This window comes from Streptomyces sp. CB00316 (assembly GCF_001905595.1).
GTDB lineage: Bacteria > Actinomycetota > Actinomycetes > Streptomycetales > Streptomycetaceae > Streptomyces.
Window position 1 is genome coordinate 60751 of record NZ_LIXI01000002.1, and the last position, 24568, is coordinate 85318.

At 71.5% G+C, this 24568-nt stretch carries 20 protein-coding genes and 4 pseudogenes; 12 read left to right on the top strand and 12 right to left on the bottom strand.

The genetic code is table 11. From position 1 onward, the window contains the following. Positions 1 to 97: 97 nt before the first annotated feature. On the bottom strand, positions 98 to 1234 hold the full coding sequence (locus AMK21_RS04405) for a zinc-dependent metalloprotease (protein ID WP_073874409.1): 1137 nt from the start codon (positions 1232 to 1234) through the stop codon (positions 98 to 100). Positions 1235 to 1316: 82 nt separating this feature from the next. Continuing rightward, positions 1317 to 2792 carry a D-alanyl-D-alanine carboxypeptidase/D-alanyl-D-alanine-endopeptidase gene (gene dacB, locus AMK21_RS04410; protein WP_073874411.1) on the bottom strand — a complete coding sequence of 492 codons (1476 nt, stop codon included), beginning with the start codon at positions 2790 to 2792 and terminating at the stop codon, positions 1317 to 1319. 86 nt (positions 2793 to 2878) lie between these two features. Between dacB and AMK21_RS04415 the strand changes: the two genes are divergently transcribed. From AMK21_RS04415 to AMK21_RS04425, 3 genes are all read left to right on the top strand, one after another. Further along, on the top strand, positions 2879 to 3373 hold the full coding sequence (locus AMK21_RS04415; RefSeq protein ID WP_018514302.1) for an inorganic diphosphatase: 495 nt from the start codon (positions 2879 to 2881) through the stop codon (positions 3371 to 3373). A 176-nt stretch (positions 3374 to 3549) separates the two neighbouring features. Next, a complete protein-coding gene (locus tag AMK21_RS04420; protein WP_073874413.1) occupies positions 3550 to 5253 on the top strand; it encodes a threonine/serine ThrE exporter family protein in 1704 nt (567 codons plus the stop codon). Between the two features lie 141 nt (positions 5254 to 5394). Continuing rightward, positions 5395 to 6360, top strand: coding sequence for a DUF368 domain-containing protein (locus tag AMK21_RS04425; protein ID WP_073874415.1), 966 nt, complete (start codon positions 5395 to 5397; stop codon positions 6358 to 6360). 32 nt (positions 6361 to 6392) lie between these two features. Here AMK21_RS04425 and AMK21_RS04430 read toward each other — a convergent pair whose 3' ends face one another. Beyond that, positions 6393 to 7064 carry a DedA family protein gene (locus tag AMK21_RS04430; RefSeq protein ID WP_073874417.1) on the bottom strand — a complete coding sequence of 224 codons (672 nt, stop codon included), beginning with the start codon at positions 7062 to 7064 and terminating at the stop codon, positions 6393 to 6395. A 151-nt stretch (positions 7065 to 7215) separates the two neighbouring features. On the opposite strand from AMK21_RS04430, the gene AMK21_RS04435 reads away from it, so the two are divergent. From AMK21_RS04435 to AMK21_RS04450, 5 genes and pseudogenes are all read left to right on the top strand, one after another. Continuing rightward, the gene (locus AMK21_RS04435; RefSeq protein ID WP_073874419.1) at positions 7216 to 7581 is read left to right on the top strand and encodes a YbjQ family protein; all 366 of its coding nucleotides are present in this window, start codon (positions 7216 to 7218) and stop codon (positions 7579 to 7581) included. A 102-nt stretch (positions 7582 to 7683) separates the two neighbouring features. Continuing rightward, positions 7684 to 8970 carry an ion channel protein gene (locus tag AMK21_RS04440; RefSeq protein ID WP_073874421.1) on the top strand — a complete coding sequence of 429 codons (1287 nt, stop codon included), beginning with the start codon at positions 7684 to 7686 and terminating at the stop codon, positions 8968 to 8970. A 134-nt stretch (positions 8971 to 9104) separates the two neighbouring features. After that, a pseudogene (locus AMK21_RS35285) lies at positions 9105 to 9700 on the top strand (NAD(P)H dehydrogenase); the annotation flags it as partial. Between the two features lie 52 nt (positions 9701 to 9752). Beyond that, positions 9753 to 11180, top strand: a complete 1428-nt coding sequence (locus AMK21_RS04445) for a glutamate decarboxylase (protein WP_073874423.1) — start codon at positions 9753 to 9755, stop codon at positions 11178 to 11180. A gap of 69 nt (positions 11181 to 11249) precedes the next feature. Next, positions 11250 to 12065, top strand: coding sequence for a hypothetical protein (locus tag AMK21_RS04450; RefSeq protein WP_073874425.1), 816 nt, complete (start codon positions 11250 to 11252; stop codon positions 12063 to 12065). Positions 12066 to 12086: 21 nt separating this feature from the next. On the opposite strand, the pseudogene AMK21_RS35735 reads toward AMK21_RS04450, so the two are convergent. The 3 genes and pseudogenes from AMK21_RS35735 to AMK21_RS04460 form a co-directional block, all read right to left on the bottom strand. Then, positions 12087 to 12198, bottom strand: a pseudogene (locus AMK21_RS35735) (ABC transporter permease); the annotation flags it as partial. Positions 12199 to 12264: 66 nt separating this feature from the next. Beyond that, positions 12265 to 12906 carry a PadR family transcriptional regulator gene (locus AMK21_RS04455; protein WP_073875538.1) on the bottom strand — a complete coding sequence of 214 codons (642 nt, stop codon included), beginning with the start codon at positions 12904 to 12906 and terminating at the stop codon, positions 12265 to 12267. 44 nt (positions 12907 to 12950) lie between these two features. Then, positions 12951 to 13211: pseudogene (locus tag AMK21_RS04460) on the bottom strand (MFS transporter); the annotation flags it as partial. A 15-nt stretch (positions 13212 to 13226) separates the two neighbouring features. On the opposite strand from AMK21_RS04460, the pseudogene AMK21_RS37035 reads away from it, so the two are divergent. After that, positions 13227 to 13307 (top strand): annotated as a pseudogene (locus AMK21_RS37035) (hypothetical protein); the annotation flags it as partial. A gap of 167 nt (positions 13308 to 13474) precedes the next feature. Here the strand turns inward: AMK21_RS37035 and AMK21_RS04470 are convergent. Next, entirely contained in the window at positions 13475 to 14932 is a 1458-nt protein-coding gene (locus AMK21_RS04470; RefSeq protein WP_073874427.1) for an aldehyde dehydrogenase family protein, read from the bottom strand. A gap of 58 nt (positions 14933 to 14990) precedes the next feature. Further along, positions 14991 to 15872 (bottom strand): helix-turn-helix domain-containing protein, encoded by an 882-nt coding sequence (locus tag AMK21_RS04475; protein ID WP_199863104.1) that lies wholly within the window; start codon positions 15870 to 15872, stop codon positions 14991 to 14993. Positions 15873 to 16213: 341 nt separating this feature from the next. On the opposite strand from AMK21_RS04475, the gene AMK21_RS04480 reads away from it, so the two are divergent. Continuing rightward, positions 16214 to 16720 (top strand): ATP-binding protein, encoded by a 507-nt coding sequence (locus AMK21_RS04480; RefSeq protein WP_073874431.1) that lies wholly within the window; start codon positions 16214 to 16216, stop codon positions 16718 to 16720. Positions 16721 to 16774: 54 nt separating this feature from the next. Here AMK21_RS04480 and AMK21_RS04485 read toward each other — a convergent pair whose 3' ends face one another. Continuing rightward, entirely contained in the window at positions 16775 to 17053 is a 279-nt protein-coding gene (locus tag AMK21_RS04485) for a DUF397 domain-containing protein (protein WP_073874433.1), read from the bottom strand. Between the two features lie 277 nt (positions 17054 to 17330). On the opposite strand from AMK21_RS04485, the gene AMK21_RS04490 reads away from it, so the two are divergent. Beyond that, positions 17331 to 17864: a hypothetical protein gene (locus AMK21_RS04490; RefSeq protein ID WP_073874435.1), complete on the top strand. Its 534-nt coding sequence runs from the start codon at positions 17331 to 17333 to the stop codon at positions 17862 to 17864. 12 nt (positions 17865 to 17876) lie between these two features. Here AMK21_RS04490 and AMK21_RS04495 read toward each other — a convergent pair whose 3' ends face one another. Next, positions 17877 to 20003, bottom strand: a complete 2127-nt coding sequence (locus AMK21_RS04495) for an FUSC family protein (RefSeq protein ID WP_073874437.1) — start codon at positions 20001 to 20003, stop codon at positions 17877 to 17879. A 38-nt stretch (positions 20004 to 20041) separates the two neighbouring features. Next, on the bottom strand, positions 20042 to 21247 hold the full coding sequence (locus tag AMK21_RS04500; protein ID WP_073874439.1) for a DUF2786 domain-containing protein: 1206 nt from the start codon (positions 21245 to 21247) through the stop codon (positions 20042 to 20044). 152 nt (positions 21248 to 21399) lie between these two features. Between AMK21_RS04500 and AMK21_RS04505 the strand changes: the two genes are divergently transcribed. Further along, on the top strand, positions 21400 to 23067 hold the full coding sequence (locus AMK21_RS04505) for a bifunctional 3'-5' exonuclease/DNA polymerase (RefSeq protein WP_073874441.1): 1668 nt from the start codon (positions 21400 to 21402) through the stop codon (positions 23065 to 23067). Between the two features lie 59 nt (positions 23068 to 23126). On the opposite strand, the gene AMK21_RS35740 is transcribed toward AMK21_RS04505, so the two are convergent. Then, complete coding sequence (locus AMK21_RS35740) at positions 23127 to 24518, bottom strand: hypothetical protein (protein ID WP_234421822.1); 1392 nt, start codon at positions 24516 to 24518, stop codon at positions 23127 to 23129. Positions 24519 to 24568 lie beyond the last annotated feature (50 nt).

Below are 24568 nucleotides of genomic sequence, written 5' to 3' on the forward strand. Positions count from 1 at the left end.
CGAGCTGTTCATCGAGCATTGCACGCCTTCCCATGCCCTCATGGTCCCTCGGATGGGTGATTGAGGGGCAGTTTCCCGGCCCTGAGCCGGGAGAGGGTCACGATTCCGCCGTGCGGTGCACCCGCGCGACCCACTCGGCGGGTTTGGCGATCTCCGCCTTGGTCGGGAGGGTGTTGGGCGAGGTCCAGACGCGGTTGAAGCCGTCCATGCCGACCTCTTCGACGACCGATCGTACGAACTTCTCGCCGTCCTTGTACTGCCGGAGCTTGGCGTCCAGTCCGAGCAGCTTGCGCAGCGCCTGGTCGAGCCGGCCGGCGCCCTGGGCACGGCGGCGCTGGAACTTCTCCCGGATCTCGGCGACGGAGCCGACGACCTCGGGACCGACGCCGTCCATCACGAAGTCCGCGTGGCCCTCAAGGAGGGACATCACCGCGGTGAGGCGGCCGAGGACCTCGCGCTGGGCGGGGGTCTGGACGATGTCGACAAGGCTGCGTCCGCTCTCCTCGCCGCGTTCGCCCTCGGGGCGGCCGGCGCCGGAGAGCGACTGGGCGGCCTCGCGGAGCCGCTCCAGGAAGGTCATCGGGTCGACGTCGGTCTCGTCCAGGAACGTCTGGATCTCGCCCTGGAGGTGGTCGCGGAGCCAGGGGACGCCGGTGAACTGGGTGCGGTGGGTCTCCTCGTGGAGGGCTACCCAGAGCCGGAAGTCGTGCGGGTCGACGTCGAGTTCCCGCTCGACGTGGACGATGTTGGGCGCGACCAGGAGCAGTCGTCCGCCGCCGTCGGCGGAGCCGGGGAGCTCGCGGGTGGCGGGGGCGAACGTCTCGTACTGGCCGAGGATCCGGGAGGCCAGGAACGAGAGCAGCATGCCCAGCTCGACGCCGGTGACCTTGCCGCCGACCGCGCCGAGCACGGCTCCACCGGGTCCGCCGGGGCGGCGGCTCTCCATCTTGGCGAGCAGCGGGCGCAGCAGTTCGCGGAAGCCCGCGGCGTTGGCCTTGATCCAGCCGGCCCGGTCGACGACCAGGACGGGGGTGTCCTCCGGCTCGGTCCCTTCCGGGATCATCCGGGTGAAGAGCCGGACGTGCTCCTCGGAGGCCTTGGCGTGCCGCCGGAGCTCCGCGACGACGGCGCGGGCCTCCTCGCGGCTGATCTCGGGCCCGGGCCGCACCAGTCGGGTCGCGGTCGCGACCGCGAGGTTCCAGTCGACCATCTCTGCACCACCGATGCTCGTCATGCGTCAACCGTACGTGAGCGACTCGCCCGGTGGTGGGGTGTTGCGCCGCCCTTCGGGTGGGGGTCCTTCAAAGGAGCGGGGCTCAGCCGCCCGGTCCGGCGAGGGCGGCGGCCAGTGCGTCGAGGGCGGATTCGGCCGCGGACGGCGATGTGGAGCCGGAGGCGAGGAAGGCGAAGGCGAGCAGTCGGCCCTGCGGGTCGACGACGGTTCCGGCGAGGGAGTTGACGCCGGTGAGGGTACCGGTCTTGGCGCGGATCAGGCCGCTCGCGCCGGTGTCGTCCCGGTAGCGGGTACTGAGAGTGCCGTTGAAGCCGGCGACAGGGAGGCCGGTGAGGACGGGGCGCAGTCCGGGCCGCTCCGGATCGGCGGCGCGGGCGAGGAGCGCGGTGAGGAGGGCGGGGGTGACCCGGCCCTCACGATCGAGTCCACTGCCGTCCGCGAGGCGGGCTCCGGCGGTGGGTACGTCGAGCTTCCTGAGTTCGGCGGTGACGGCTCGGCGGGCGCCCGCGAAGTCGGCGCTCTCACCCTTGGCGATGGCGGTCTGCCGGGCGAGGGCCTCGGCGATGTCGTTGTCGCTGTTGGTGAGGGCGCGCTCGACGAGAGCGGAGAGCGGGGCGGAGTGGTGGGTGGCGACGGTACGGGCCGTGTCGGCCGCCCGGGCCGCGTGGGGGGCGCCGGAGACCTCGACGCCCGCCTTCTTCAGCTCGGCGGCGAAGGCGCGGGCCGCGTCGCCCGCAGGGTCGTCGGTACGCGGGGCGTGGCCGTGATCCGTGCCGTTGAGGCGGCCCTCGTCGACCATCAGGGCGGTGACGGGGGCGATGTTGGGGTTCTTGCCGATGGGGTGGCGTTCGGGTCCGGTGTAGCGGGAGGTGTCGTAGGCGAGCCGTACGGAGTTCTCGCCCTCGCGCAGGGCCGTGGCGGCCTCGGTGGCCATCGAGCGCAGGGCGGCCTTGCTCAGGGTGGGGTCGCCGCCGCCGACGAGGGTGAGGGTGCGGTGGTCCTCGGAGACCCGGACGGTGGTGGCGATGCGGTGGTCGGGGCCGAGGGCGGAAAGCGCCGCGGTGGTGGTGGCGATCTTGACGGTGGAGGCCGGGGTCATCGGGGTGGCGGCGCCACGCCCGTACAGCTGCTCGCCGGTGGCGGTGTCGATGACGGAGGCGGCGACCTGGGTGCCCAGGGCGGGTGCGCCGATGAGCGGGGCGAGGGCGGTGCGCAGACCCGCGGGGTCCTGGGGGGCGGAACGGGTGACCGCGGTGTCGAGCGCGCCGAGGACGGCGGGGGCGCTGGGGGCCGGTTCCGGGGCGCCGGGGAGCCTGCGGCCGTGATGTGCGCCACCTGTACGGTCCGCGGCGGCTGCGAGCTGCCGCTCGGCCTTACGCTGACCGTTGTCCCAGGGACCGGCGGCGAGGACGGCGCCGGTGGCCACGACCAGGCCGAGCACGGCGGAGCCTGCGACGACCTGCCAGGTGTTGGACCCGTTGCGCTTGCTCTTCAGGTTCTTGATCCGGCCCCAGGGGTCCGACGGGCGGTTCGACGGTTCTTCCACCGGCTCGGCCACCGTTGACCAGCCCCTTTCGCGAGCACTCTTCTGCGTGGGGGACACTTAACCACCAGTCGTATGTGTTGATCATGGAGGAGCCACCCGTGGAGTTCGACGTCACCATCGAGATCCCGAAGGGTTCGCGGAACAAGTACGAGGTGGACCACGAGACCGGTCGGATCCGCCTGGACCGTCGACTCTTCACCTCGACCAGTTACCCGGCCGACTACGGCTTCGTCGAGAACACCCTCGGCGAGGACGGCGACCCGCTGGACGCGCTGGTCATCCTGGACGAGCCGACCTTCCCCGGCTGCCTCATCAAGTGCCGCGCCATCGGCATGTTCCGGATGACGGACGAGGCCGGCGGCGACGACAAGCTGCTGTGCGTCCCGGCCTCGGACCCGCGGGTGGAGCACCTGCGCGACATCCACCACGTGTCGGAGTTCGACCGCCTGGAGATCCAGCACTTCTTCGAGGTCTACAAGGACCTGGAGCCGGGCAAGTCCGTCGAGGGCGCCGACTGGGTCGGCCGTACCGAGGCGGAGGCCGAGATCGAGGCCTCGTACAAGCGTCTTGAGGCGCAGGGCGGCAAGCACTGACGTACCTCTTCCGGTTCCGTTTGTGAGCCGGACGGCCGTACGCGAACGGGCGGCACACCTTCCGGATGTGCCGCCCGTTCCGCTGTGCGCATCGCCCCGTCATGCGGCGGTCATGTCGGTGGCCATACTGGGCACACGTGCGCCCGGAAGGTGTAGCCGAGGAGGAACGAGGTCGAGTGGTGGCGGAATCGGGCGGTCCTGAGGACCAGAAGCCCCAGTCCGACGAGGCACGGAGCGCTTTCGCCCCGCCTGCCGGGACGAGTCACCCGGCGTCGCCGCCCGAGGAGGACCACCCGACGTCGGAGTTCGCGATCCCGACCGGGGTGCACCCCGAGGCGAGCGGTCCGGGCGGTTCCGGCGGCGGTTCCACCGGCGGCCCGAACTCGGACACGCTGAGTTCCGCTTTCACCCCGCCGAGCACGTACAACGCCCAGCAGGCGCCCCCCGCGTTCACCCCGGCGCAGGGCATTCCGATGGTCAGGCTGACCAAGGAGGCGCCCTGGCAGGACCGGATGCGCACGATGCTCCGGATGCCGGTGACCGAGCGTCCGGCCCCGGAGACCGTCCAGCGCACCGACGACGACACGGGGCCTGCCGTACCGCGTGTGCTCGACCTGACGCTGCGTATCGGGGAGTTGCTGCTGGCGGGCGGCGAGGGCGCCGAGGACGTCGAGGCGGCGATGTTCGCGGTGACCCGGTCGTACGGCCTGGACCGCAGCGAGCCGACGGTCACCTTCACGCTGCTGTCCATCTCGCACCAGCCCTCGCTGGTCGACGACCCGGTGACGGCGAGCCGTACCGTACGCCGCCGGGGCACCGACTACACCCGGCTGGCGGCGGTCTTCCGGCTGGTCGACGACATCACCAGCGAGGACGCCGACGTCTCCCTGGAGGAGGCCTACCGACGCCTCGCGGAGATCCGGCGTAACCGGCACCCGTACCCGGGCTGGGTGCTGACGGCGGCTGCCGGGCTGCTGGCCGGCTCGGCCTCCGTGCTGGTCGGCGGCGGGGTGCTGGTCTTCATCGTGGCGGCGGCGGGCGCGATGCTCGGCGACCGGCTGGCGTGGCTGTGCGCCGGGCGCGGGCTGCCGGAGTTCTACCAGTTCACGGTGGCCGCGATGCCGCCCGCCGCGATGGGGGTGGCGCTGACGCTGACCCACTCGACGGACATCCGCCCGTCCGCGGTGATCACCGGTGGGCTGTTCGCGCTGCTGCCGGGGCGGGCGCTGGTGGCCGGGGTGCAGGACGGGCTGACCGGCTACTACATCACCGCCTCCGCCCGCCTGCTGGAGGTCATGTACTTCTTCATCGGCATCGTCGCGGGCGTGCTGATCGTGCTGTACCTGGGCGTGCAGCTGGGGGCGGCGCTCAACCCCGAGGCGCAGTTCGTGCCCAACGACCGGCCGGTACTCCAGATCCTGGCGTCGATGGCGCTGAGCCTGGCCTTCGCGGTGCTGCTCCAGCAGGAGCGCTCGACCGTGCTGGCGGTCACCCTGAACGGCGGTGTCGCCTGGATCATCTTCGCGGCGATGGCCCGGACCGGGGGCATCTCGCCGGTCGCGGCGACGGCGGTGGCGGCCGGTCTGGTGGGCCTGTTCGGCCAGCTGTTCTCGCGTTACCGGTTCACCTCCTCGCTGCCGTACATCACGGCCGCGATCGGACCGCTGCTGCCCGGTTCGGCAACGTACTTCGGTCTGCTGGGCGTGGCGCAGAACGACGTGACCCAAGGGCTGACCTCGCTGTCGACGGCGGTCGCGACGGCGCTGGCCATCGCGATCGGGGTGAATCTGGGGAGCGAGATCTCACGGCTGTTCATGGGGGTACCGGGCGCGGTCGGCGGGGCGAGCCGCCGGGCTGCGAAGCGGACCAGGGGGTTCTGAGGGGCCGCGGGCCCACCCGTTCCGCCTACGGGCCCCTCCCTTGCGGGGCCGCCACTACGTGACGCCTAAGATGGTCGTCTGCTCCCCTCAACGGCCGAACGCCGAACCACGGCCGAGAGCCGACAGCCGAAACAGGAGATCATGGCGAAGCCAGCCGGTCACCACGTCTTCAACGCCTTCCGCGGCGCTCTCATCGGTACCGCGGAGGCCGTGCCCGGCGTCAGCGGCGGCACTGTCGCCCTGATCACCGGGGTGTACGAGAAGCTGATCGACGGCGCCGGGCACATCACCAGCGCGCTGCGGACGGGCGCGTCCGACCTGCCCCGCGGCCGCGGGACCGCGCGCGCCAGAGCTGAGCTGAGGAGTGTCGACTGGACGGTCCTGCTTCCGCTCCTGGCGGGCATGGCGGTGGCCCTGGTGCTCGCGGCCAAGCTGATCGCGCCGCTGGTCGAGGAGCACCCCCAGTTCGCCTACGCCTTGTTCTTCGGACTGGTTCTGGCCTCTCTGTGGGTGCCGTACTCAGGCTCGGGAAAGCGCTGGACCGTCGGGAACTACGTGCTCTGCGTGGTCGTCGCGGTGGGCGCCTTCACCCTGACGGGGCTGCCGCCCGGCGAGATGCCGACCCACCCCGTGGTGGTCGCACTGGCCGGCTCGATCGCGATCTGCGCGCTGGTGCTTCCCGGTATCTCCGGCTCGTTCCTGCTGCTGACCATGGGCCTGTACGAGCCGACGATCGAAGCCGTCAACGAGCGTGACTTCGGCTATCTCGCAGCCTTCGCGCTGGGTTGCGCGGGAGGGCTCGCGCTCTTTGTCAAGCTGCTGAAGTGGCTGCTGGAGAACTACCACCACATGACGCTGGTCGTGATGACCGGTCTGATGGCTGGTTCACTGCGCGCACTGTGGCCCTGGCAGGACGACGACCGCGGGCTGCTCGCCCCCAGCGGCTCGGTAGGCCTGACCTGTGCTCTGTTCGCGCTCGGTGCCGCCGTGGTGATCGCTGTTCTGGTGGTGGAGCACCGGGCGCAGGGCAAGAAGGCGGAGCCCACGGCCGCCGAACCGAAGCGTGGCCGGCACGCGCGCGTCCCCTCAGGCTCCAGGCGGGGCTGAGCCCGGCCTGCCGAGCCCCTGGGGCAGGGCACTCACCGGTCGCCCCCGACGGGGTCGGCCGGCGCCTCGACCGCGGCGGCCTTCCTGCTCTGGCTGCGGGCCCTCACGACCTCGATCACGATCGGCACCACCGAGATCAGCACGATCAGGATGAGGATCATCTCGATGTGCTCGTGCACGAAGTCGATCTTGCCGAGCAGCGCGCCGAGCACGGTGACGCCTACGCCCCAGAGCAGCGCACCGACGATGTTGTACGTGATGAAGGAGCGGTAGTTCATCCGGCTGACGCCCGCGATGATCGGCGTGAACGTCCGCACGATGGGCACGAACCGCGCCAGGACCAGCGACTTCGGGCCGTGCTTCTCGAAGAATTCGTGGGCCTTCTCGACGTTCTCCTGCTTGAAGAGGCGGGAGTCCGGGCGCTTGAAGAGGGCCGGGCCGACCTTGCGGCCGAAGAGATAGCCCACCTGGTCGCCGACGATCGCGGCGACGGCGATCAGCGTGCAGACGAGCCAGAGCGGGTACTTCAGCTGTCCCGTGGTCACCAGCAGCCCTGTGGTGAACAGCAGCGAGTCGCCGGGCAGGAAGAAGCCGATCAGGAGTCCGGACTCGGCGAAGACGATGAGAAGCAGGCCGGGCAGGCCGAACGTGTTGAGCAGATAGTCCGGGTCCAGCCAGCTCGGTCCGAGGGCAAGAATATTCAAAGCTCTGGGCTCCAGGATGATGTGTGCGGTGGCGACAGCGTAGCGACAGACGCTAACGACGCCAGGTGAGCGCCCTTGGTTCCGGTGGCGCACAGTGGTGATGCGCATCTCGTGGAGCGGGCCGAAGCTGATCCTAGGAGGTGCCACAGACATGGGCATTGAGGATTTCGGCGGCGGGCAGACCGCACAGGCGGACGTGCTGGTCGTCACCACCAATGACGTGCCGGGCTATCAGGTGACCCAGGTCATCGGTGAGGTCTTCGGGCTGACCGTACGGTCGCGCCACCTCGGCAGCCAGATCGGCGCCGGGCTGAAGTCGATGATCGGCGGTGAGCTGAAGGGGCTGACCAAGACCCTGGTCGAGACGCGTAACCAGGCGATGGAGCGGCTGGTGGAGCAGGCCCGGGCGCGGGGTGCCAACGCGGTCCTGATGATGCGGTTCGACGTGTCGGAGGCGGCGGACGTGGGGACGGAGGTCTGCGCGTACGGGACGGCGGCGGTGATCAGCAAGGGGTGACGCGGAAGGGGCGCGGTTTTGCCGGAGCCCGAAGGAGAGGCATGGTTCCACCCGAGCCCGAATAGGGGCGGTTTGGCCGTTTGGTCGCCCTAAGGTGTGCCGGTGGCCCCTGAATCCCCCGCGCCTGCGCACCCCCACCCCCCGGCCGCCCCTGCCCGGCGGCTTCTACCGCTCGCTCTGCCCGCACTCGTCGTCGGCGTGGTCTGCGCGCTGGTCCTGCTCGGGGTCAGCCTCCTGGCGGAGCAACTCCAGGACGTGCTCTGGGAGACCCTGCCCGACGCGATCGGCGTGGGGCGGTTCTCCTCGCTCTGGATGATCGTCATGCTCACCGCGACCGGCCTCGCGGTGGGCCTGGTCCTGCGTGCGGTGCCCGGTCACGGCGGACCCGACCCGGCCACCACCGGGCTGGTGGACGCCCCGATGCGGCCGGGCGTCGTCCCCGGACTGCTCCTGGTGACCACCCTGGCGCTGGCGGGCGGGGTGAGTCTCGGGCCGGAGAACCCGATCACCGCGGCCAACATCGCCCTCGCCTACTGGCTGGGCCGGCGGGCCGCGCCGGGCGCGCCGGTCGAGCTCTGGGTGGCGCTCGCCGCCGCCGGGACGATCGGCGCCCTCTTCGGCACCCCGATCGCCGCCGCGCTGATCCTCTCCGAGACGCTGGCCTCGCAGCCGGGGCCCGGGGCGTTCTGGGACCGGCTGTTCGCCCCGCTCGCGGCCGGTACGGCGGGGGCGCTGACCATGTCGCTGATCGCGGAGCCCGGCTTCGACCTCTCGCTCCCCTCGTACGCCGGACCGCACTGGGGCGACCTGCTCTCCGCCCTCCTGATCGCCTCGGCGGGTGCGCTCCTCGGCATGGTGGCGGTGTACGCGTTCCCGGTGGCGCACCGGGCCTTCCGCGCGCTGCGGTACCCGGTGCTCGCGCTGACCGCAGGCGGGCTGGCACTGGGGCTGCTCGGGGCGCTGGGCGGCCATCTGACCCTCTTCAAGGGGCTGGAGGAGGTGAAGGAGATCGCCGAGGACCCGGACGGCTGGTCGGCCGGGGAGTTCGCGGTGATGGCGGTGGTGAAGATGGCCGCCCTGGTGATCGCGGCGACGTGCGGCTTCCGGGGCGGGCGGATCTTCCCAGCGGTCTTCGCGGGGGCGGCGCTCGGCCTCTGCGCCCACGCCCTGGTCGACGCCGTGCCGCCGGCGCTCGCGGTCTCCTGCGCGGTGCTGGGCGTACTGCTCGCCGTCACCCGGCAGGGGTGGGTGAGCCTGTTCACGGCGGCGGTGCTGGTCAGCGACGCGTCCGTACTGCCGCTGCTGTGCGCCGCCACCCTGCCCGCCTGGCTGCTGGTGACCGGGCGCGTGCAGATGCAGCTGGACGGGGAGGGCAAGGCGCTGCGGTGAGGCGGGGCCGCAGGCCTACGGGACGGGGGTACCCGGCGCGCCGGGTGCGGCGGAGATCCGTATGGTCAGCTTCATACCGCTATGCACCGCTATACACCGGTTCACCCTGATACTGTCCCGACGGAGGTCCCCGCATGTCCACGCCCGTCAACGTCGCCGTCGTCTACTACTCGTCCACCGGCACGATCACCACCATCGCCCGGGCCGCCGCCGAGGACGCGAAGCGGGCCGGGGCGCAGGTGCGGCTGCGCCGGGCGGCCGAACTCGCCCCGCAGTCCGCCATCGGCTCCAACCTGTGCCGTGATGTCCCCGTACCGGGTCGGCGAACCGAAGATCACCGCGTCCGCCCACACCATGTCGTCCGGCGAGACCTCCGGGATGGAGGCGGGTCGCCTCGATGTTGGCGGCCCACGCCGGGCGGGCTCTGGCAGTCCGGGCAGTCGGCCGACAAGGTCTACAGCGGCTTCACCGCCAGCTCCACCGCCCACGGCGGCCAGGAGTCCACGCTGCTCGCGCTCTACAACACGATCCACCACTTCGGCGGCATCCTCGTCGCCCCCGGGCACACCGCCCGTCGAAGTTCGTCGACGGCAACCCGTACGGCACCTCGCACGTGTCCGGGCAGGGCGACATCCCCGTCGGCGAGGTGACACTCACCGCCGCCCGCGTGCAGGCCGAGCGCGTCGTGAAGTTCACCCGGGCGCTGAAGGCCGGGCTCGCCACCGAGAGCTTGAGAGACCCCAGAGCCCCAGAAGCCGAGAGCCGAGGAAGAGGACTCCCCCATGCCGCTCCACCGAGGCGCCCACCCACAGCGGGACCAACACTCCGAGGAGCGGCTCAGGCTCGCCCTCAACCCCTTCTACGGCGAGGCCGATCCGACGGCGGCGATGAACACCGCGCCGCCCCGGCACAAGCTCCCCGACGGGCCGCTGCCGCCGCTGACGGCGTACCGACTGGTCCATGACGAGCTGATGCTCGACGGCAACTCCCGGCTCAACCTGGCCACCTTCGTCACCACCTGGATGGAGCCGCAGGCCGGGGTGCTGATGGGTGAGTGCCGGGACAAGAACATGATCGACAAGGACGAGTACCCGCGCACCGCCGAGCTGGAGCGGCGCTGTGTGGCGATGCTCGCCGACCTCTGGCACGCGCCCGATCCGGCGGCGACCGTGGGGTGTTCGACCACCGGGTCGAGCGAGGCGTGCATGCTGGCCGGGCTCGCCCTCAAGCGCCGCTGGTCCCAGCGGAACGCGGACCGCTATCCGGCGACCGCCCGGCCCAATCTGGTGATGGGCGTCAACGTGCAGGTCTGCTGGGAGAAGTTCTGCACCTTCTGGGAGGTGGAGGCCCGGCAGGTCCCGATGGACGGCGAGCGCTTCCATCTCGACCCGCAGGCCGCCGCCGAGCTCTGCGACGAGAACACGATCGGCGTCGTCGGCATCCTCGGCTCCACCTTCGACGGCTCCTACGAGCCCATCGCCGACCTCTGCGCCGCCCTGGACGCCCTCCAGGAACACACCGGCCTCGACATCCCCGTCCATGTCGACGGCGCGTCCGGCGCGATGGTGGCCCCCTTCCTCGACCCGGAGCTGGTGTGGGACTTCCGGCTGCCGAGGGTGTCCTCGATCAACACCTCGGGCCACAAGTACGGGCTGGTCTACCCCGGGGTCGGCTGGGCGCTGTGGCGTACGGCGGACGAGCTGCCGGAGGAGCTGGTCTTCCGGGTCAACTACCTGGGCGGGGACATGCCGACCTTCGCGCTGAACTTCTCCCGGCCCGGGGCGCAGGTGGTCGCGCAGTACTACACGTTCCTGCGCCTCGGGCACGACGGCTACCGGGCGGTCCAGCAGGCCTCCCGGGACGTGGCCTGCGGACTGGCCCGGGCGGTGGAGGAGCTGGGCGACTTCCGACTCCTCACCCGGGGCGACGAGTTGCCGGTCTTCGCCTTCACGACGAACCCGGACGTCCACGCGTACGACGTGTTCGACGTCTCCCGCCGGCTGCGGGAGCACGGGTGGCTGGTCCCGGCCTACACGTTCCCCGCCAACCGGCAGGACCTGTCGGTGCTCCGGGTGGTGTGCCGCAACGGCTTCTCCTCCGACCTCGCCGCACTGCTGATCGACGACCTGAGGCTGCTGCTCCCGGAACTGCGTTCGCAGAAACACCCGTTGAGCCATGACCGGGGGGTGGCGACGGCCTTCCACCACTAGCCGCCCCGCCCTGCGACAGCTGGTCCGAAACCGGGGCAGGACGCCGTTCCGCTGCTGTAGGTTCCTGCCATGTCCACGAGCAAAGACATGGAGAACCCCGAGTCGCGGTTCTCCGCGATACTAGGGAGCGCGGCACGACTTCCGGGCGTACGTATCGACCGGGCTTCGTATCTGCGTCGGGCGCTGGCCCGCCATTGCTCCGAGGCCGAGATCCGCAGGGCGGTCGAGCTGAGTCCCGCGCTGGCGGGCATTCCGCTGGAGGTTCTGGACCGGGTGGCCAACGAGTCCATCACCTTCGAGACCGCCAAGGTGAGTGCCTTCTCCGCTGCGGCCGGCATGCCGGGCCTCCTGGCCCTTCCCGCCACCGTGCCCGCCGACCTGGCGCAGTACGCCGGCCATGTGCTGCGCATCGCCCAGAAGCTCGCCTACCTCTACAGCTGGCCCGATCTGTTCTCGGAGGACGCCGACCTCGACGACGCGACCAGAAACGTCCTCACACTTTTCGTCGGCGTCATGTTCGGTACCCAGTCGGCGAACACCGCGGTCGGGAAGGTCGCGACCATGATGTCGCGGGAGGTCGCCAGAAAACTGCCGCAGAAGGCGCTCACCCAAGGCGTCGTCTACCCGGTGGTGAAGAAGGTCGCGGGCTATCTGGGCGTCGAGATGACGAAGCAGACCTTCGCGAAGTCCGTCTCGAAGGCCATCCCCGTCGTCGGAGCCGTGCTCTCCGGCGGGCTCACCCTCGCGACCTTCCGTCCCATGGCGAAGCGGCTCAAGAAGCACCTCTCCGGCTTGGATCTGGCAAGGCCCGCGCCCGGCGTGGTGATCGGGGAGGTCGTCGCCGTCCACGACTCCCCGCTCTCCGGTCGGGATCGCGCCTTCTGACCTGCGGCCGATCGGGTCCCGCTACCGGCTCAGCCGTGCGAACCTTCCCCACCGCCAGTGGGAAGAACACGGTGATGATCGCCACCGGCCGAAGAACCGCCAGGAGTTGGGCATGCTCGGCGGCCCAGGAGCCTCCAGGACGATCGCGTCGGTCACGTTCCCCGCCATCCTTCGGCTGCCTCTTCGTAGGCAAGCTTGACTAGTCGTCGTCCCCGGGGTCGGGGACACCCGTCGCGTACGGGTTCTCCTCACCCTCGGCGAGTACGCCGACGAACGGGTCACCCTCGCCCGCGAAGGTGTACGCGCCGCCCTCGATCCGCTCGATCAGCCCCCGGGTCCACTCCGCGCCCGCGTCGGCCGAGTGCACCCACAGGTTCATGATCTCGCCGATGTGGCCGAGGGATGCGGGGCCCTCCTCGGGCGTGTAGTACCCGGTGACCGAGTCCCGCCACTCCTTCATGCCCTCCACCCGCTCCTTGAGCAGCGCGACCGCCTCCTCGCGGGGCAGGTCGACGATGAACCCGATCGCCGCCGAGAGGACGTCGAGGTTCTGGTCGTAGGAGCGGATGGCGTCGCGCAGCAGGGTGCGGTACTCCGCGAGCCCCTCCTCCGTGACCTCGTACTCGGTACGCGGCGGTCCGCCGGCCGTGGAGGGGGCCGTCTCATGGGCGAGGAGCAGTCCCTGCTTCGCCATCTGCTTCAGGGCGTGGTAGATCGACCCGGGCTTCGCGTTGGACCACTCGTGGGCACCCCAGTACTCCAGGTCGTTGCGGACCTGATAGCCGTGCGCGCGACCGTGCATACGCACAGCACCGAGGACCAGCAGCCGGATCGCGGACATGACACCCATCCATCCTTCCCGAGGGCCGACCGCTCCCGGGCTTCCTATTCAACTTTGACTAGGGTAGCCCGTACGGCCGGGGCCAGCAGCGCCGCCACCAGGCGCCCGGCACTCAGGGCGACCCACACCACGTCGTACGCACCGAACACGTCCCGTGCCGTCGCACCGAGGAAGGCCGAGGCCCCCGCACCCAGCAGGTGGGCGGCGTTGGCCCAGCCGAAGACGACGGGGCCGCTCTCCCCGTACACGCGGCGGCAGAGCTCGATGACCGGCGGCACGGTCGCCACGTCGACGAGACCGTGGACCGGGACGAGGCCGGGATGACGCCGACGACCTGGCTGAACCAGCAACGCGTCTACCTCGCGCGCGCGTTGCTGGAGGAGTCCGACCTGCCCGTCGAGCAGGTGGCCGAGCGGACGGGGCTCGGGTCTGCGGCCAACCTGCGGCGGCACTTCCAGAGGCCCTGGGCGTCTCGCCGAGCGCGTACCGTACGACGTTCCGCGGGCCGGCCCGGTAAGGAGTCCGCGGGCCGGTCCCGTGAGGCGGCGCGCTGCCAGGAGGCATGCCGTCAGAACGGGAAGACCGAGCGTCCGTGCTGGATCGACATCCACTTCTGCGTCGTGAACGCCTCCACGACCGCCTCGCCGTTCAGCCGCCCCACGCCGGACGTCTTCTCGCCGCCGAAGGCCACCAGTGGGTCGTCCTGGACGGTGGAGCCGTTGACGTGGAACATCCCGCTGACGATCCGCTGCGCGAACCGCACCCCGCGCTCCGCGTCGCCCGTGTGCACGGCGCCGCTGAGCCCGTAGGGGCTGTCGTTGACGATCCGTACGGCGTCGTCCTCGCCGTCGAACGTCATCAGCAGGGCCACCGGGCCGAGGATCTCCTGCGCCAGCAGCGGGGAGCCGTCGGGGAGGTCGGTCAGGACGGTCGGCTCCACGACGTTGCCGCGGGTCCGACCCCGTACGAGCGCCGTCGCCCCGTCCGCGACCGCGCGGTCGACCAGCCCGGTCAGGGCGTCGGCCTGGAAGGCGTTGACGACCGGGCCGATCCGGGTCTCCGGGTCTCTCGGGTCGCCCGACTTCAGGGCGGCCACCTCGGCGGTGAAACGCTCGGTGAACTCGGCGGCCACCGAACGGTCCACCAGGATGCGGTTGGCCGCCATGCTGACCTGGCCCTGGTAGAGGAAGCGGCTGAAGACCGCTACCCGGACCGCGTAGTCGATGTCGGCGTCCTCCAGCACCACCAGGGCGCTGTTGCCGCTGAGTTCGAGGATGGTCCGCTTGAAGAACCCGGCCGCCGTCGCGGCTATGTGGCGGCCGACCCGGTCGGAGCCGCTGAACGAGATCACCTTGGGCACGGGGTGCTCGATGAACGCGTCACCGATCTCGGCGCTGTCGGTGATCAGGACGTTGAGCAGCCCGGCCGGCAGCCCGGCGTCCTCGAATATCCTCGCGATCAGTCCGCCGCCCACGACGGGGGCACTCTGGTGGGGCTTCACGACGACCGCGTTACCCAGCGCCAGGGCGGGCGCGACCGACTTCATCCCCACCAGGAAAGGGAAGTTGAAGGCGTTGATCACCCCTATGACGCCGACGGGGAGCCGGTACAGACGGTTCTCCCGACCGTCGGAGACCGCGGGCAGCAGGCGGCCGGTGGGCCGCAGCGACTGGCGGACCGCCTCGCGCAGGACCTCCGTCACACCGCGCACCTCGTACGCGGCGCGCAGCCGGGTACCACCCAGCTCGTCGATGATCGCCTCGGCGATCTCGTCGGCACGCTCCCCCGTGATGCGCAGGGCGCGCTCCAGGACGGCCCGCCGCTCGTAGGGGTTGGTGGCGGCCCACTCCTGCTGTGCCCGCTCGGCCGCCCGGTAGGCCTGGTCGACCTCCAGCGCGGTCGCCACGGTGACGGCGGCGAGTTTCTCACCGTTGTAGGGATTGAAATCGATGATGTCCCATGAGCCGCTGCCCGTGCGCCACTCGCCATCGATGTACTGGTGGGCCAGTTCATGGAAGAAGGACATGCAATCCCTTACTGCAGGCGTTCGCAGACTCCTGATGCGACGTCATCGTAACTACAAATCAAGTCAGTTGGAGGAGTCCTCGCAGGAGATCGCGGCTCTCCTCAGGTCCGGGGCTGTCCTTCCGCAGGCACCCCATGGCCTTTTCGTACTGCGCGACTTCCTCGGCCTTGTCCAGATAGAGCGCACTTGTCAGCTGCTCCAAATAGACAATGTCCGACAGATCGGATTCCGGGAATCGGAGCATCGTGAACGAACCGCTCTCGCCCGCATGCCCTCCGTAACTGAACGGCATCACCTGGAGCGTGATGTTCGGCTGCTCCGACATGTCGATCAGGTGGCGCAATTGTGCGCGCATCACGTCGCGCTCGCCGTACGGGCGGCGGAGCGCGGCTTCATCCAGGACGGCGTGGAAGGCCGGGGCCCGTTCGGAGACGAGCACCTTCTGGCGCTCCAGGCGCAGGGCGACCCGGCGTTCGATGTCGGCGACCGGGGCGCCGCGCATTCCGCGGGCGACGACGGCGTGTGCATAGGCCTCGGTCTGCAACAGGCCATGCACGAACTGGACTTCATAGATTCTGATGAGGGAGGCCGCTCCCTCCAGACCTACATAGGTCTGGAACCAGCCGGGCAGCGCATTGCCGTAACTGTGCCACCAGCCCGCCACATTGGCCTCGCGCGCCAGGCCGAGGAGCGCGTCGCGCTCCGCGGCGTCCGCGACACCGTAGAGCGTGAGCAGATCCTCGACGTCCCTGGCCTTGAAGCTCACCCGTCCCAACTCCATGCGGCTGATCTTCGATTCGGAGGCCCGGATGGAGTAGCCGGCCGCCTCACGGGTGATACCGCGCGACTCCCGCAGCCTTCTGAGCTGAGAGCCCAGCAGGATGCGCCGCACCACCGATCCACTCGACTCGCCTGCCGACACTGGTCCGACCCTCCCCATCGCCTACCGGGCACTCGGGGCGCCCCCGCGACCCCGAAGCCAGGATTCTGCCACCAAAACGCTTCAGCCCGTACTCATTCGATTACGGAAATGGGAAGACGTCCGGAAAGCTCCGAAACTGCCCGACGGAAGAAATGCCCTGGAATCACCACGGTATCGGGCAGGTCCGGCGCGTGCACGTGCATCTGCCCTTGCATCTGCTCTGCGCATTGGGAAGCATGACCCCTGCGCACCTGCGTGCTCGTGTTGTGCCGCTGTACCCCCCGCAGTACCGCTTACAGGCAGTGCCGCTACAGCCGCGAATCCCGGGAGTGCCTCGTATGGGGACGAATGGATCGACGATGCTCGAGCCGTTACGGCAGGGGCTTCCCCCGACCGACCCCTCAGGGGTCGCCGGCTCGGCCTCCTGCGCTCTGCCCGCCCGTTACGAAGCGGTCGGCGGAGCACGGCAGTTCACCAAGTCCACCCTGGAGCGGTGGGAGCTGGGCGACCGTTTCGACGACGTCGCCCTGGTGGTGTCCGAGCTCGTCACCAACGCCCTGCGCCACGCGCTGCCGAGCGACCCGCCCCGGGAGTTCCAGGACCCGCCGGTGCGGCTGCATCTGATGCGGTGGAGCTCGCGGCTGGTCTGCGCGGTGCGCGATCCCAGCCGGGAGAGCCCGGTGGCGGGCGAGGCGGCGGACTCCGCCGAGTCGGGGCGCGGCCTGTTCCTGGTGGAGTGCGTCAGCGACAGCTGGGGCTGGCACCCCTCCCCGGCGCCGGCCGGTGAGCTGCCGTCAGCACCCGTGTACGGCAAGGTCGTCTGGGCACTGTTCCGGCTCTCGGACTGCGCGAAGAACGGACAGTGAGGGTCCGCCGCTCGGGGCCCTGCCAGGAATCGTCCGGCCACCTGGCCGCCGGAGTCAGCCTCCGGCCGCCAGGTGGCTTTCGGTCGTCAGATGGCCTCCGGCCGTCAGGTGGTCGAACTCGCCGTCCTTGACGCCGAGCAGCAGCGCCTCGATCTCGGCCGGTGTATAGACGAGCGCGGGCCCGTCGGGGTGGCGCGAGTTCCGCATCGCCACATCGCCTCCGGGCAGTTTCGCGAACTCCACACAGGATCCCTGGGAGTTGCTGTGCCTGCTCTTCTGCCAGACGACTCCGCGAAGCTCTGTGGCCGCCATGCCGTTGTACACGTGGTGCACAGGACGCTCCCCGAGTTGCAAAGTGCAAGTGTCAACTAGATCGGATCATAGCTCTGTTCATATGCCGATGCATGAGCAGATGCACGTGCACGTGGGGTGTTGCTTTGATTACAGGCTTTCCTTCTTGGAGAAGGCCTTGAAGGCGAGCCGTGAAGGAGGCCCTGGAGGAGAGACGAACGGCACGCCTATTTGGCTCCCGCTTAACGGAGTTGGCCGGAAGAATCTTGGTAACGTGGCGCGGTCTTTCGACCGGAGAACAGTCAAGGGGGAACTCCACGTGACCAGGTTCGTACGCACCGGAGGTGTCGTGGTCGCCGCTCTGGCCGCCTCGCTGGCGCTGACCGCATGCGGCAGTGACGACGACGCGGGCAAGGCTTCCGGCCCCGACGCCGGATCGAGCGCGACACCAGGCGACGCCCAGGGGCCGGAGGGCGCCGGTACGGACGCCGCGGCGCTGGAGGGCACCTGGGTGGGACTGACCGACGGCAAGAACGTCACCCTCTCCATCACCGCGGGCAAGGTCGCCCTCGTCGCCGACCAGGCCGTCTGCCAGGGCGATGTGAAGGACATGGGCGAGGTGATGCTCGCACTGAAGTGCACCGGCGGGGCCGACGACCGCACCATGGGCGCGATCGAGTCCAACGACGGCAAGAAGCTGGTCCTCTCCTGGGACGGCGGGGTCAAGGACACCCTCTCCAAGGCCGATCCGGGCAGGCTGCCGACGGATCTGCCGTCGCTGCCTTCGGACCTGCCGTCGCTGCCGGAGATGCCCGAGGCGCCGGAGCTTCCTGAGGTGCCGTCGGCGTCCTGAGGCCCTGGCCACTCAGTTCTCCGCGAGGGTGCTGCTGACCCGGGTGGAGCCGCCGCGCTCGTCCAGGGCGCGGGTGAACTCCTCCAGCGCCTCCAGGAGCAGCGCGGCGCCCCGGCGCACCACCGGGTCGCCGACCGGCGTCGTACCGTCCTCCGTCGGCGTCGGCACATCCCAGTGGGCCACCGCGTCCACCACCGGCTGCCAGTCGGGCAGCCGCCGCTCCCGTACCGCCTTGGCGCCCTTCTCGGTGGCCCGGCGCAACGCCTCGGCCAGCTGGGCGGCGCCCGGCACCGGGTCGGCCGACCGGGCCGGAAGGTGGGCCTCCAGCACCATCGCGGACCGGCCGAGCTGGGCCAGGGCGTGCTGGGCGTCGGTGGCGGCGGCGCGGGAGATGCCCCGGTGGCGTACGGGTTCGTGCTGGGCGGTCGCCAGCGCCTCCTGCCAGGCGACCCTGGCCTCGCGGGTCGCCACCAGGGCGTCCCGTACCTCCTCCGGGTCGCGGTGGGCCGGATCGGCGTACCGGTCGACCACCGTCGCCGCGTACCGCCCGTCCGCCACCAGCCACTCGGCCAGCCGGTTGCGCAGCCGCGGGGTCTCCCAGGCCGGGTAGAGCGCGTACGAGATCATCGCGAGGAGTCCGCCGACCAGCGTGAGCACGATGCGTTCGGTGACGGTCTGGGACCAGTCGTCGCCCGCCATGCCGAGCAGGAAGACGACATAGCCGGAGACACAGACCTGGCCGACCGCGTAGCCGGTCCGCATCAGCAGGTACATCAGCCCGGCGCAGACCACCGCCAGGAGCGCGGAGAGCCGGGCGTCGGGGTGGGCGGTCTGGACGATGGCGGTGGCGAGGCCGATGCCGACCAGGGTGCCGCAGAAGCGGGCGACGGAGCGGCCATATGTCTGCGAGAACTCCGGGCGCATCACCATGACGGCGGTCATCGGCGCCCAGTAGCCGTGCCCGAGCGGCAGGGCGGCGCCCACGAAGTATCCCACCACGGCGACCACCGCGACCCGGATCGCGTGGCGCAGGATCGGGGAGCCCGGGTGCAGCTCCCGGCGCATCGCCTTCAGCACGACCGGCACGAGACGCAGCAGGGTGGGGCGGTGGCGGGTGTCGGGGGCGAGGTTCTCGGGCAGGCCGCTCTCGGTGCCCGTGCCCTCCGCGATCTCCAGGACGTCGTCCAGCAGGGCGGCGAGGCGGTCGGCGGCGCGGAGGGCGGGGCCGACGAGGATCACGTCGTTGTCGGGGGTCTTGAGGACGCCGAGGTCGGTGGCGGAGAGGTGGACGGGCTCCCCGTACCGCACGGCACGTGCGGCGGCGTCGAGCACGGACCCGGCGGCGCCGAGCAGCTCGTTCACCCAGGCCCGCTCCAGGCCTTCGCCGGGCACGCCCATCGCCGGGTCGGCCAGCGAGGCGAGGACCGGACGCAGCCGTTCCGCGACGCCCCGGGCGCCCTGGAGCTCGGCTGGACGGCGGCGGGCCTGGCGCGGGGTGACGGCGGCGGCGCTGCGGGCGGTCATCAGCGGCAGCGGGTCGAAGGGAGCGACCGGATCGTGGCGCAGGCGCCGGGCGTAGTCGGCCTCGGCCGCCAGCGCGTCGGCGAGCGCGTCGCGCTGGGCGCCCCATCTCCGTACCGGGAACAGGACGATCAGGGCCGCCTGGACCACCCCGCCGACCAGGATCATCCCGGCGTGGACGGCGGCGTCCGCGACGGAGGTCGGCAGGGTGATCGTCACCAGCATGATCGCGACGTTGGACGAGGCGATGATCCCGCCCGTGGGACCCGCCGACCAGGCCAGACCGGCGAGGAACGTCCAGGCCCCGAGCAGGCAGAGGAAGAGCACGGGATGCGAGGCGGTGACGTAGCCGAGGAACGTCGACACGGCGAGGCTGGCGCCGGAGACGAGGGCGAGCACGGGGCGCGGGCGCCAGCTGCGCTGGAAGGTGGCGATGGCGGCCTGGAAGGCGCCGAACGCCGAGCTCGCCGCGATCTCGGGCCCGAAGAGCACGAGGCTCGTACCGACGACGAGAGCGAGTCCGGCCGCCCCGCGGAAGGCGATGAGCGGTTCGAGTCTCTGCCGCTCGATCTCCAGCCCCGAGCGGGCGGTCTCCTTCAGCGCCCGGAGCCAGCTCATGGGCCGAGCCTATAGCCCCCAATACGGACGAGTCGGGCTTACGCCATGATTTCGCCATCACGTCCACGGGGCGTGTCGCCGCTCCTGGAACCCATACGGGCCCGGTCGGCGGCCTCGGTGCCGTGGTTCCAGCCGTCCAGGTCGGTGGCGCCGCGGACGCGGGTGGTGGTGGTCCGGGGGAACATCCGCTCGGCGGTCTCCGTGACGGCGACGTCCCGGGCGGCGAGGACGGGGAGCAGGCCGCCGGTTCCCTTGCGGGTGTCGGTCCCGGTGGCGGTGTCCGTGTCGGCCGCCGTCGCCGTGGCCCGTTCGGTGGTGTCGGCGAGCCGGGAGCCCAGCCGCTGCGCGTACGCCATCAGGAACGACTGCCGGAAGGTCTTGGTCCGCTTACGGCCGGAGGCCCGCTGCCCGGCCTCCGCCCGGGTCATCGCGGCCGTGCCCTGCACGAGCAGCGAGGTGAACAGCAGCTCGACGGCCTCCAGGTCCGGCTCGAAGCCGACGACCGTGCTGAAACCGAGGTCGCCGTTCCACACGGCCTGGCAGCGGTTGGCGGAGGCGACGGCGTCGAGCAGGATCGCCTTCGCGCTCTCGTACGGCGGCTCCACCCCGATCCGGCAGGCGCCGGGGGTCTCGGTGCTCTGCGTACGGGCCGCGATGAGGGCCTCGTCGATGCTGTGCCGGGCCATCAGCTCCTGCGCCTTGCCGGTCAGCGCCTCGGCCTCCTCCGGGAAGCCGGTCGCCTCCGCCTTCGCCAGCAGCGCCCGGATCCGGGTGAGCATGCGGGGCTCGTCGGGGGCGGGCGGCCGGTGGAGGTGGTCGGCGGCGGTGCCGGGCGCCGGGCCGACGGGCTCGATCGCGGGGAGCCGCAGCAGCAGCCGGTACAGCTCCAGGAGGTCGCAGGCGTAGCTGAAGCGGTCGGGCTTGTTGCGCGGTACGGGTCCGGGCAGCTCGGCGAGCTGGGCGCGCCAGCGGGACGGCAGCTCGGCATACCGGGCGGTCTCGGCGGCGATCAGCGTGGCCGCCAGCGCAGCCCGCCGCTCGTCCAGCTCCAACCGGACGAACCGGACCAGATCGGCGGGGTGCCAGCCCCTCCCCCAGGCCCGCGTCACGAACTCCTCGCCGCGCCGGTGCAGCGCGTCGTCCGCGTCGGGGGCGGCGGCGAGCAGGGAGGCGCCGGTGTCCAGGGCCGCGTCGCCCTCCGCGTACAGCGCCGCCGCGCATGCCTGGTCGATCACCGGTTCCATCCGACCAGGGTAGGCGGGGTGCCGGGGTGACCTTCCGGGGGCGGCCACGACGGTGACCGTCCGGGGGCGGGCTGCCGTTCCGGGGTGGGCTCCCGTTCCGGCGCGGGCAGCCGTTCCGGGGTGGTGTCAGTGGTGGGTGCCAGACTCGCACCATGACCGAACGGTGGGCGGTGGCGGCGGCCGACGGGGGCGGGGCGCTGCTCGTGCCGCTGGAGCGGGACGGCACACCCGCCGGACCGGTCCTGGCCGAGCCCGATCTCGTCGAGGCCGTCCGCTCCCGGCCCGAGGTGGCCCGCTGGGTGTGGCGGTCCACCGCCGAGCTCTACCCCCGGCTGCTCGCCGCCGGGGTCCGCGTCGAGCGGTGTTACGACATCGAGTGCGCGGAGTTCCTGCTGCTCGGGCACGCGGGGCGGCTCGGTGAGCCCCGGTCAGCGGCCGCCGCGCTGGCCCGGCTGGAGAACGCGCCCGTGCCGCCGGACCCGCCCGCCCGGTCCGCCGAACCTGGCTCCCAGTCCTCCCTCTTCGAGCCGCCCTCCGGACCCGGGGTCCCCTTCGAGGGGCTGCTGCGGGTCTACGCGGACCAGGTGCGCCGCCACGACACAGCCGAGCACCCGGACCGGATGCGGCTGCTGACCGCCTCGGAGTCGGCGGGGATGCTCGTCGCGGCCGAGATGCACCGATCGGGGCTGCCCTGGCGGGCCGATGTGCACCGGGACGTGCTGCGCGGATTGCTGGGCGAGCGGTACGCGGGCGGGGGCGAGCCCCGCCGGCTCGCCGAGCTGGCGGACGAGGTGTCGGCGGCCTTCGGCAGAAGGGTCCGCCCCGATCTGCCCGCAGATGTGGTGAAGGCCTTCGCGCAGGCCGGGATCGTGGTGAAGTCGACCCGGCGGTGGGAGCTGGCGGAGCTGGACCACCCGGCGGTCGAACCGCTGATCGCGTACAAGAAGCTCTACCGGATCTGGACGGCTCACGGCTGGAGCTGGCTCCAGGACTGGGTGCGCGAGGGCCGTTTCCGCCCGGAGTACCAGCCGGGCGGCACGGTCAGCGGCCGCTGGACGACCAACGGCGGCGGGGCCCTCCAGATCCCCAAGGTCATCCGGCAGGCCGTCGTCGCCGACGAGGGCTGGCGCCTGGTCGTCGCGGACGCCGACCAGATGGAGCCGCGGGTGCTGGCCGCGATCTCCCGCGACCGGGGCCTGATGGAGGTGGCCGGTCATGACGGCGACCTCTACAAGGCCCTGTCCGACCGGGCGTTCCACGGCGACCGCGAGCACGCCAAGCTGGCGCTGCTCGGCGCGATCTACGGCCAGACCTCCGGGGACGGGCTGAAGAACCTGGCCGCCCTGCGCCGCCGCTTCCCCCTCGCCGTCGCCTATGTCGACGATGCGGCGCGGTCGGGCGAGGAGGGGCGGACGGTCCGGACCTGGCTGGGCCGCACCAGCCCGCCGGTCGCAGTGGCGGGCCAGGACGAGGAGGCGGGCATCCCCCAGGAGGGCGGCGAGGCCGTCTCCGACGGAGGTCTGGCCCGGGCCCGCGGCCGCTTCACCCGCAACTTCGTGGTCCAGGGCAGCGCCGCCGACTGGGCGCTGCTCCTCCTGGCCGGACTGCGCCGCACCCTCCACGAACAGGGGCTCCGGGCCGAGCTGGTCTTCTTCCAGCACGACGAGGTGATCGTGCACTGCCCGGCCGAGGAGACCGACGCCGTGACCGAGGCGATCCGGGCGGCCGGCGAGCTGGCCGGACGGATCGCCTTCGGGGAGACCCCGGTGCGGTTCCCGTTCACCACGGCGGTCGTGGAGCGGTACTCCGACGCGAAGTGAGCGGGGCCCGCCTCCGGAGTGCGGTCCCATCGAGCTCCCTGCTTCCGCCGGAACCGTCCCTACTTCTGCTGGAGCTTCAGCCACTCCGGGCTGGTCGCCACCGCCGTGAGCTGCTCCATGGTGAGCGCAGGCTCCGGACGGGTCGCGGGCGTGGACTGCGCGCCGGAGTTGAAGGCGGAGACCACCACCCGCAGACCGTCGGGCCGCATCGTGTCGGCCGTCCACCAGACGACCCCCGCGCCGCCCTTCTCCCCGGGCTGCTGGGAGGTGGCGAGCAGCGTCCCGTCGGGCAGCGTCGTCGCGTCGCCGTACAGAGCGTCGGCGACGCTCCGCATGTCGGGCTGCACGTTGATCTGCACCAGGGTCTTCCCCTGCCCGTCGTCGACGACGACGGAGGCGAACTCTCCCTCGCCGTCGATCCTCTCCCCCACCGTGAGGCCCTCGGGCAGCAGCCTCAGGAGGGTCGGCATCAGCAGCGCGTTGTCGAGCGGGGGCGCCTGCGACCCCTTCTCCCCCGGGCGCGACGGGTCCGGCGAACCCTGACCGGCCCGCGGGGTCTCCTGCCCGGGACGCGGGTTCTCCTGCCCGGCGCGGGGAGCGTCCTCGGCGGCGGGCGTCGGCTGCACGGTCGAGGAGGAGGCCCCGTCGGTGCCCACCGTGTCGGCCCCGCCCGTCAGCGCGGCCGCCAGCGGGCGCCACTCGTCGGCCCGCGCCAGATCCATGAGCCCCTTGTCGTCCAGGGCGGGGCCGGGACGGGTGGCCCCGGTCCCGCCGCCCGTCACCCGGTCGTAGGCGCGGGCGTCCACCGCGACGCCGCCGGCCGTGAAGAAGACGGCCCGCGCCGCGTCGGCCGAGCCGCCCGGGCCCGGCGCTCCAGCGGCCCTGGCCCCGGTGTCGAAGCAGACGGTGAGCCCGGAGTCGTACCCTTGCTCGCCGCTGACGATGCCGGGGGCCACGCCCGGTCGCTCCTCACAATCGGTGCCCTTGGCCGCATTGCTGCCCGGCGCGGGATACAGGAAGACCTGGACCGACCCCTTCCCCTTGCCGTCGTCGTAGACAGCGGACACCGAGGCGCGGTTCGGGCCCTTGTCGTCCCCGGTCAGCGTCCCCCGCGCCTCGCTGACCTTGCCCGGCGGGAGCAGTTCCTCCAGGACGGCGGCCAGCTTCTCCTCGGAGAGACCGCCCGGCAGGCTCACCGGAGCCGCCGGCCCGCCGCTCGCCACCTCCGTACCTCCTCCGGGGCCACCGCCCAGCAGTCCGGCCCCGAACGCTCCGCCTCCCCCGACGAGGGCCAGGGCCAGCACGCTGCCCGCCACAGCGGCGCTCCGGCGGCGCCGGAGCGAGCGGCGCCCCTGTTCCAGAGCGCCGTCGACCACGGCGGTGCGGGTGGTCAGTTCGAAGGTCTCCCCGGTCCGGCGGAGCTCCTCGCTGAGTTCGTCTTCAAAGGGCATGGGAAACCACCACTTCTCGTTCTGAATGCCTGGCTGACTACACGGCTGGA

Coding starts and splice junctions, on each gene's coding strand:
- AMK21_RS04405 (WP_073874409.1), bottom strand. CDS start 1,234: ATGACGAGCATCGGTGGTGCAGAGATGGTCGACTGGAACCTCGCGGTC.
- AMK21_RS04425 (WP_073874415.1), top strand. CDS start 5,395: ATGGCGAAGCCAGCCGGTCACCACGTCTTCAACGCCTTCCGCGGCGCT.
- AMK21_RS04435 (WP_073874419.1), top strand. CDS start 7,216: ATGGGCATTGAGGATTTCGGCGGCGGGCAGACCGCACAGGCGGACGTG.
- AMK21_RS04445 (WP_073874423.1), top strand. CDS start 9,753: ATGCCGCTCCACCGAGGCGCCCACCCACAGCGGGACCAACACTCCGAG.
- AMK21_RS04450 (WP_073874425.1), top strand. CDS start 11,250: ATGTCCACGAGCAAAGACATGGAGAACCCCGAGTCGCGGTTCTCCGCG.
- AMK21_RS04455 (WP_073875538.1), bottom strand. CDS start 12,906: ATGTCCGCGATCCGGCTGCTGGTCCTCGGTGCTGTGCGTATGCACGGT.
- AMK21_RS04470 (WP_073874427.1), bottom strand. CDS start 14,932: ATGTCCTTCTTCCATGAACTGGCCCACCAGTACATCGATGGCGAGTGG.
- AMK21_RS04475 (WP_199863104.1), bottom strand. CDS start 15,872: ATGGGGAGGGTCGGACCAGTGTCGGCAGGCGAGTCGAGTGGATCGGTG.
- AMK21_RS04480 (WP_073874431.1), top strand. CDS start 16,214: ATGCTCGAGCCGTTACGGCAGGGGCTTCCCCCGACCGACCCCTCAGGG.
- AMK21_RS04495 (WP_073874437.1), bottom strand. CDS start 20,003: ATGAGCTGGCTCCGGGCGCTGAAGGAGACCGCCCGCTCGGGGCTGGAG.
- AMK21_RS04500 (WP_073874439.1), bottom strand. CDS start 21,247: ATGGAACCGGTGATCGACCAGGCATGCGCGGCGGCGCTGTACGCGGAG.
- AMK21_RS04505 (WP_073874441.1), top strand. CDS start 21,400: ATGACCGAACGGTGGGCGGTGGCGGCGGCCGACGGGGGCGGGGCGCTG.
- AMK21_RS35740 (WP_234421822.1), bottom strand. CDS start 24,518: ATGCCCTTTGAAGACGAACTCAGCGAGGAGCTCCGCCGGACCGGGGAG.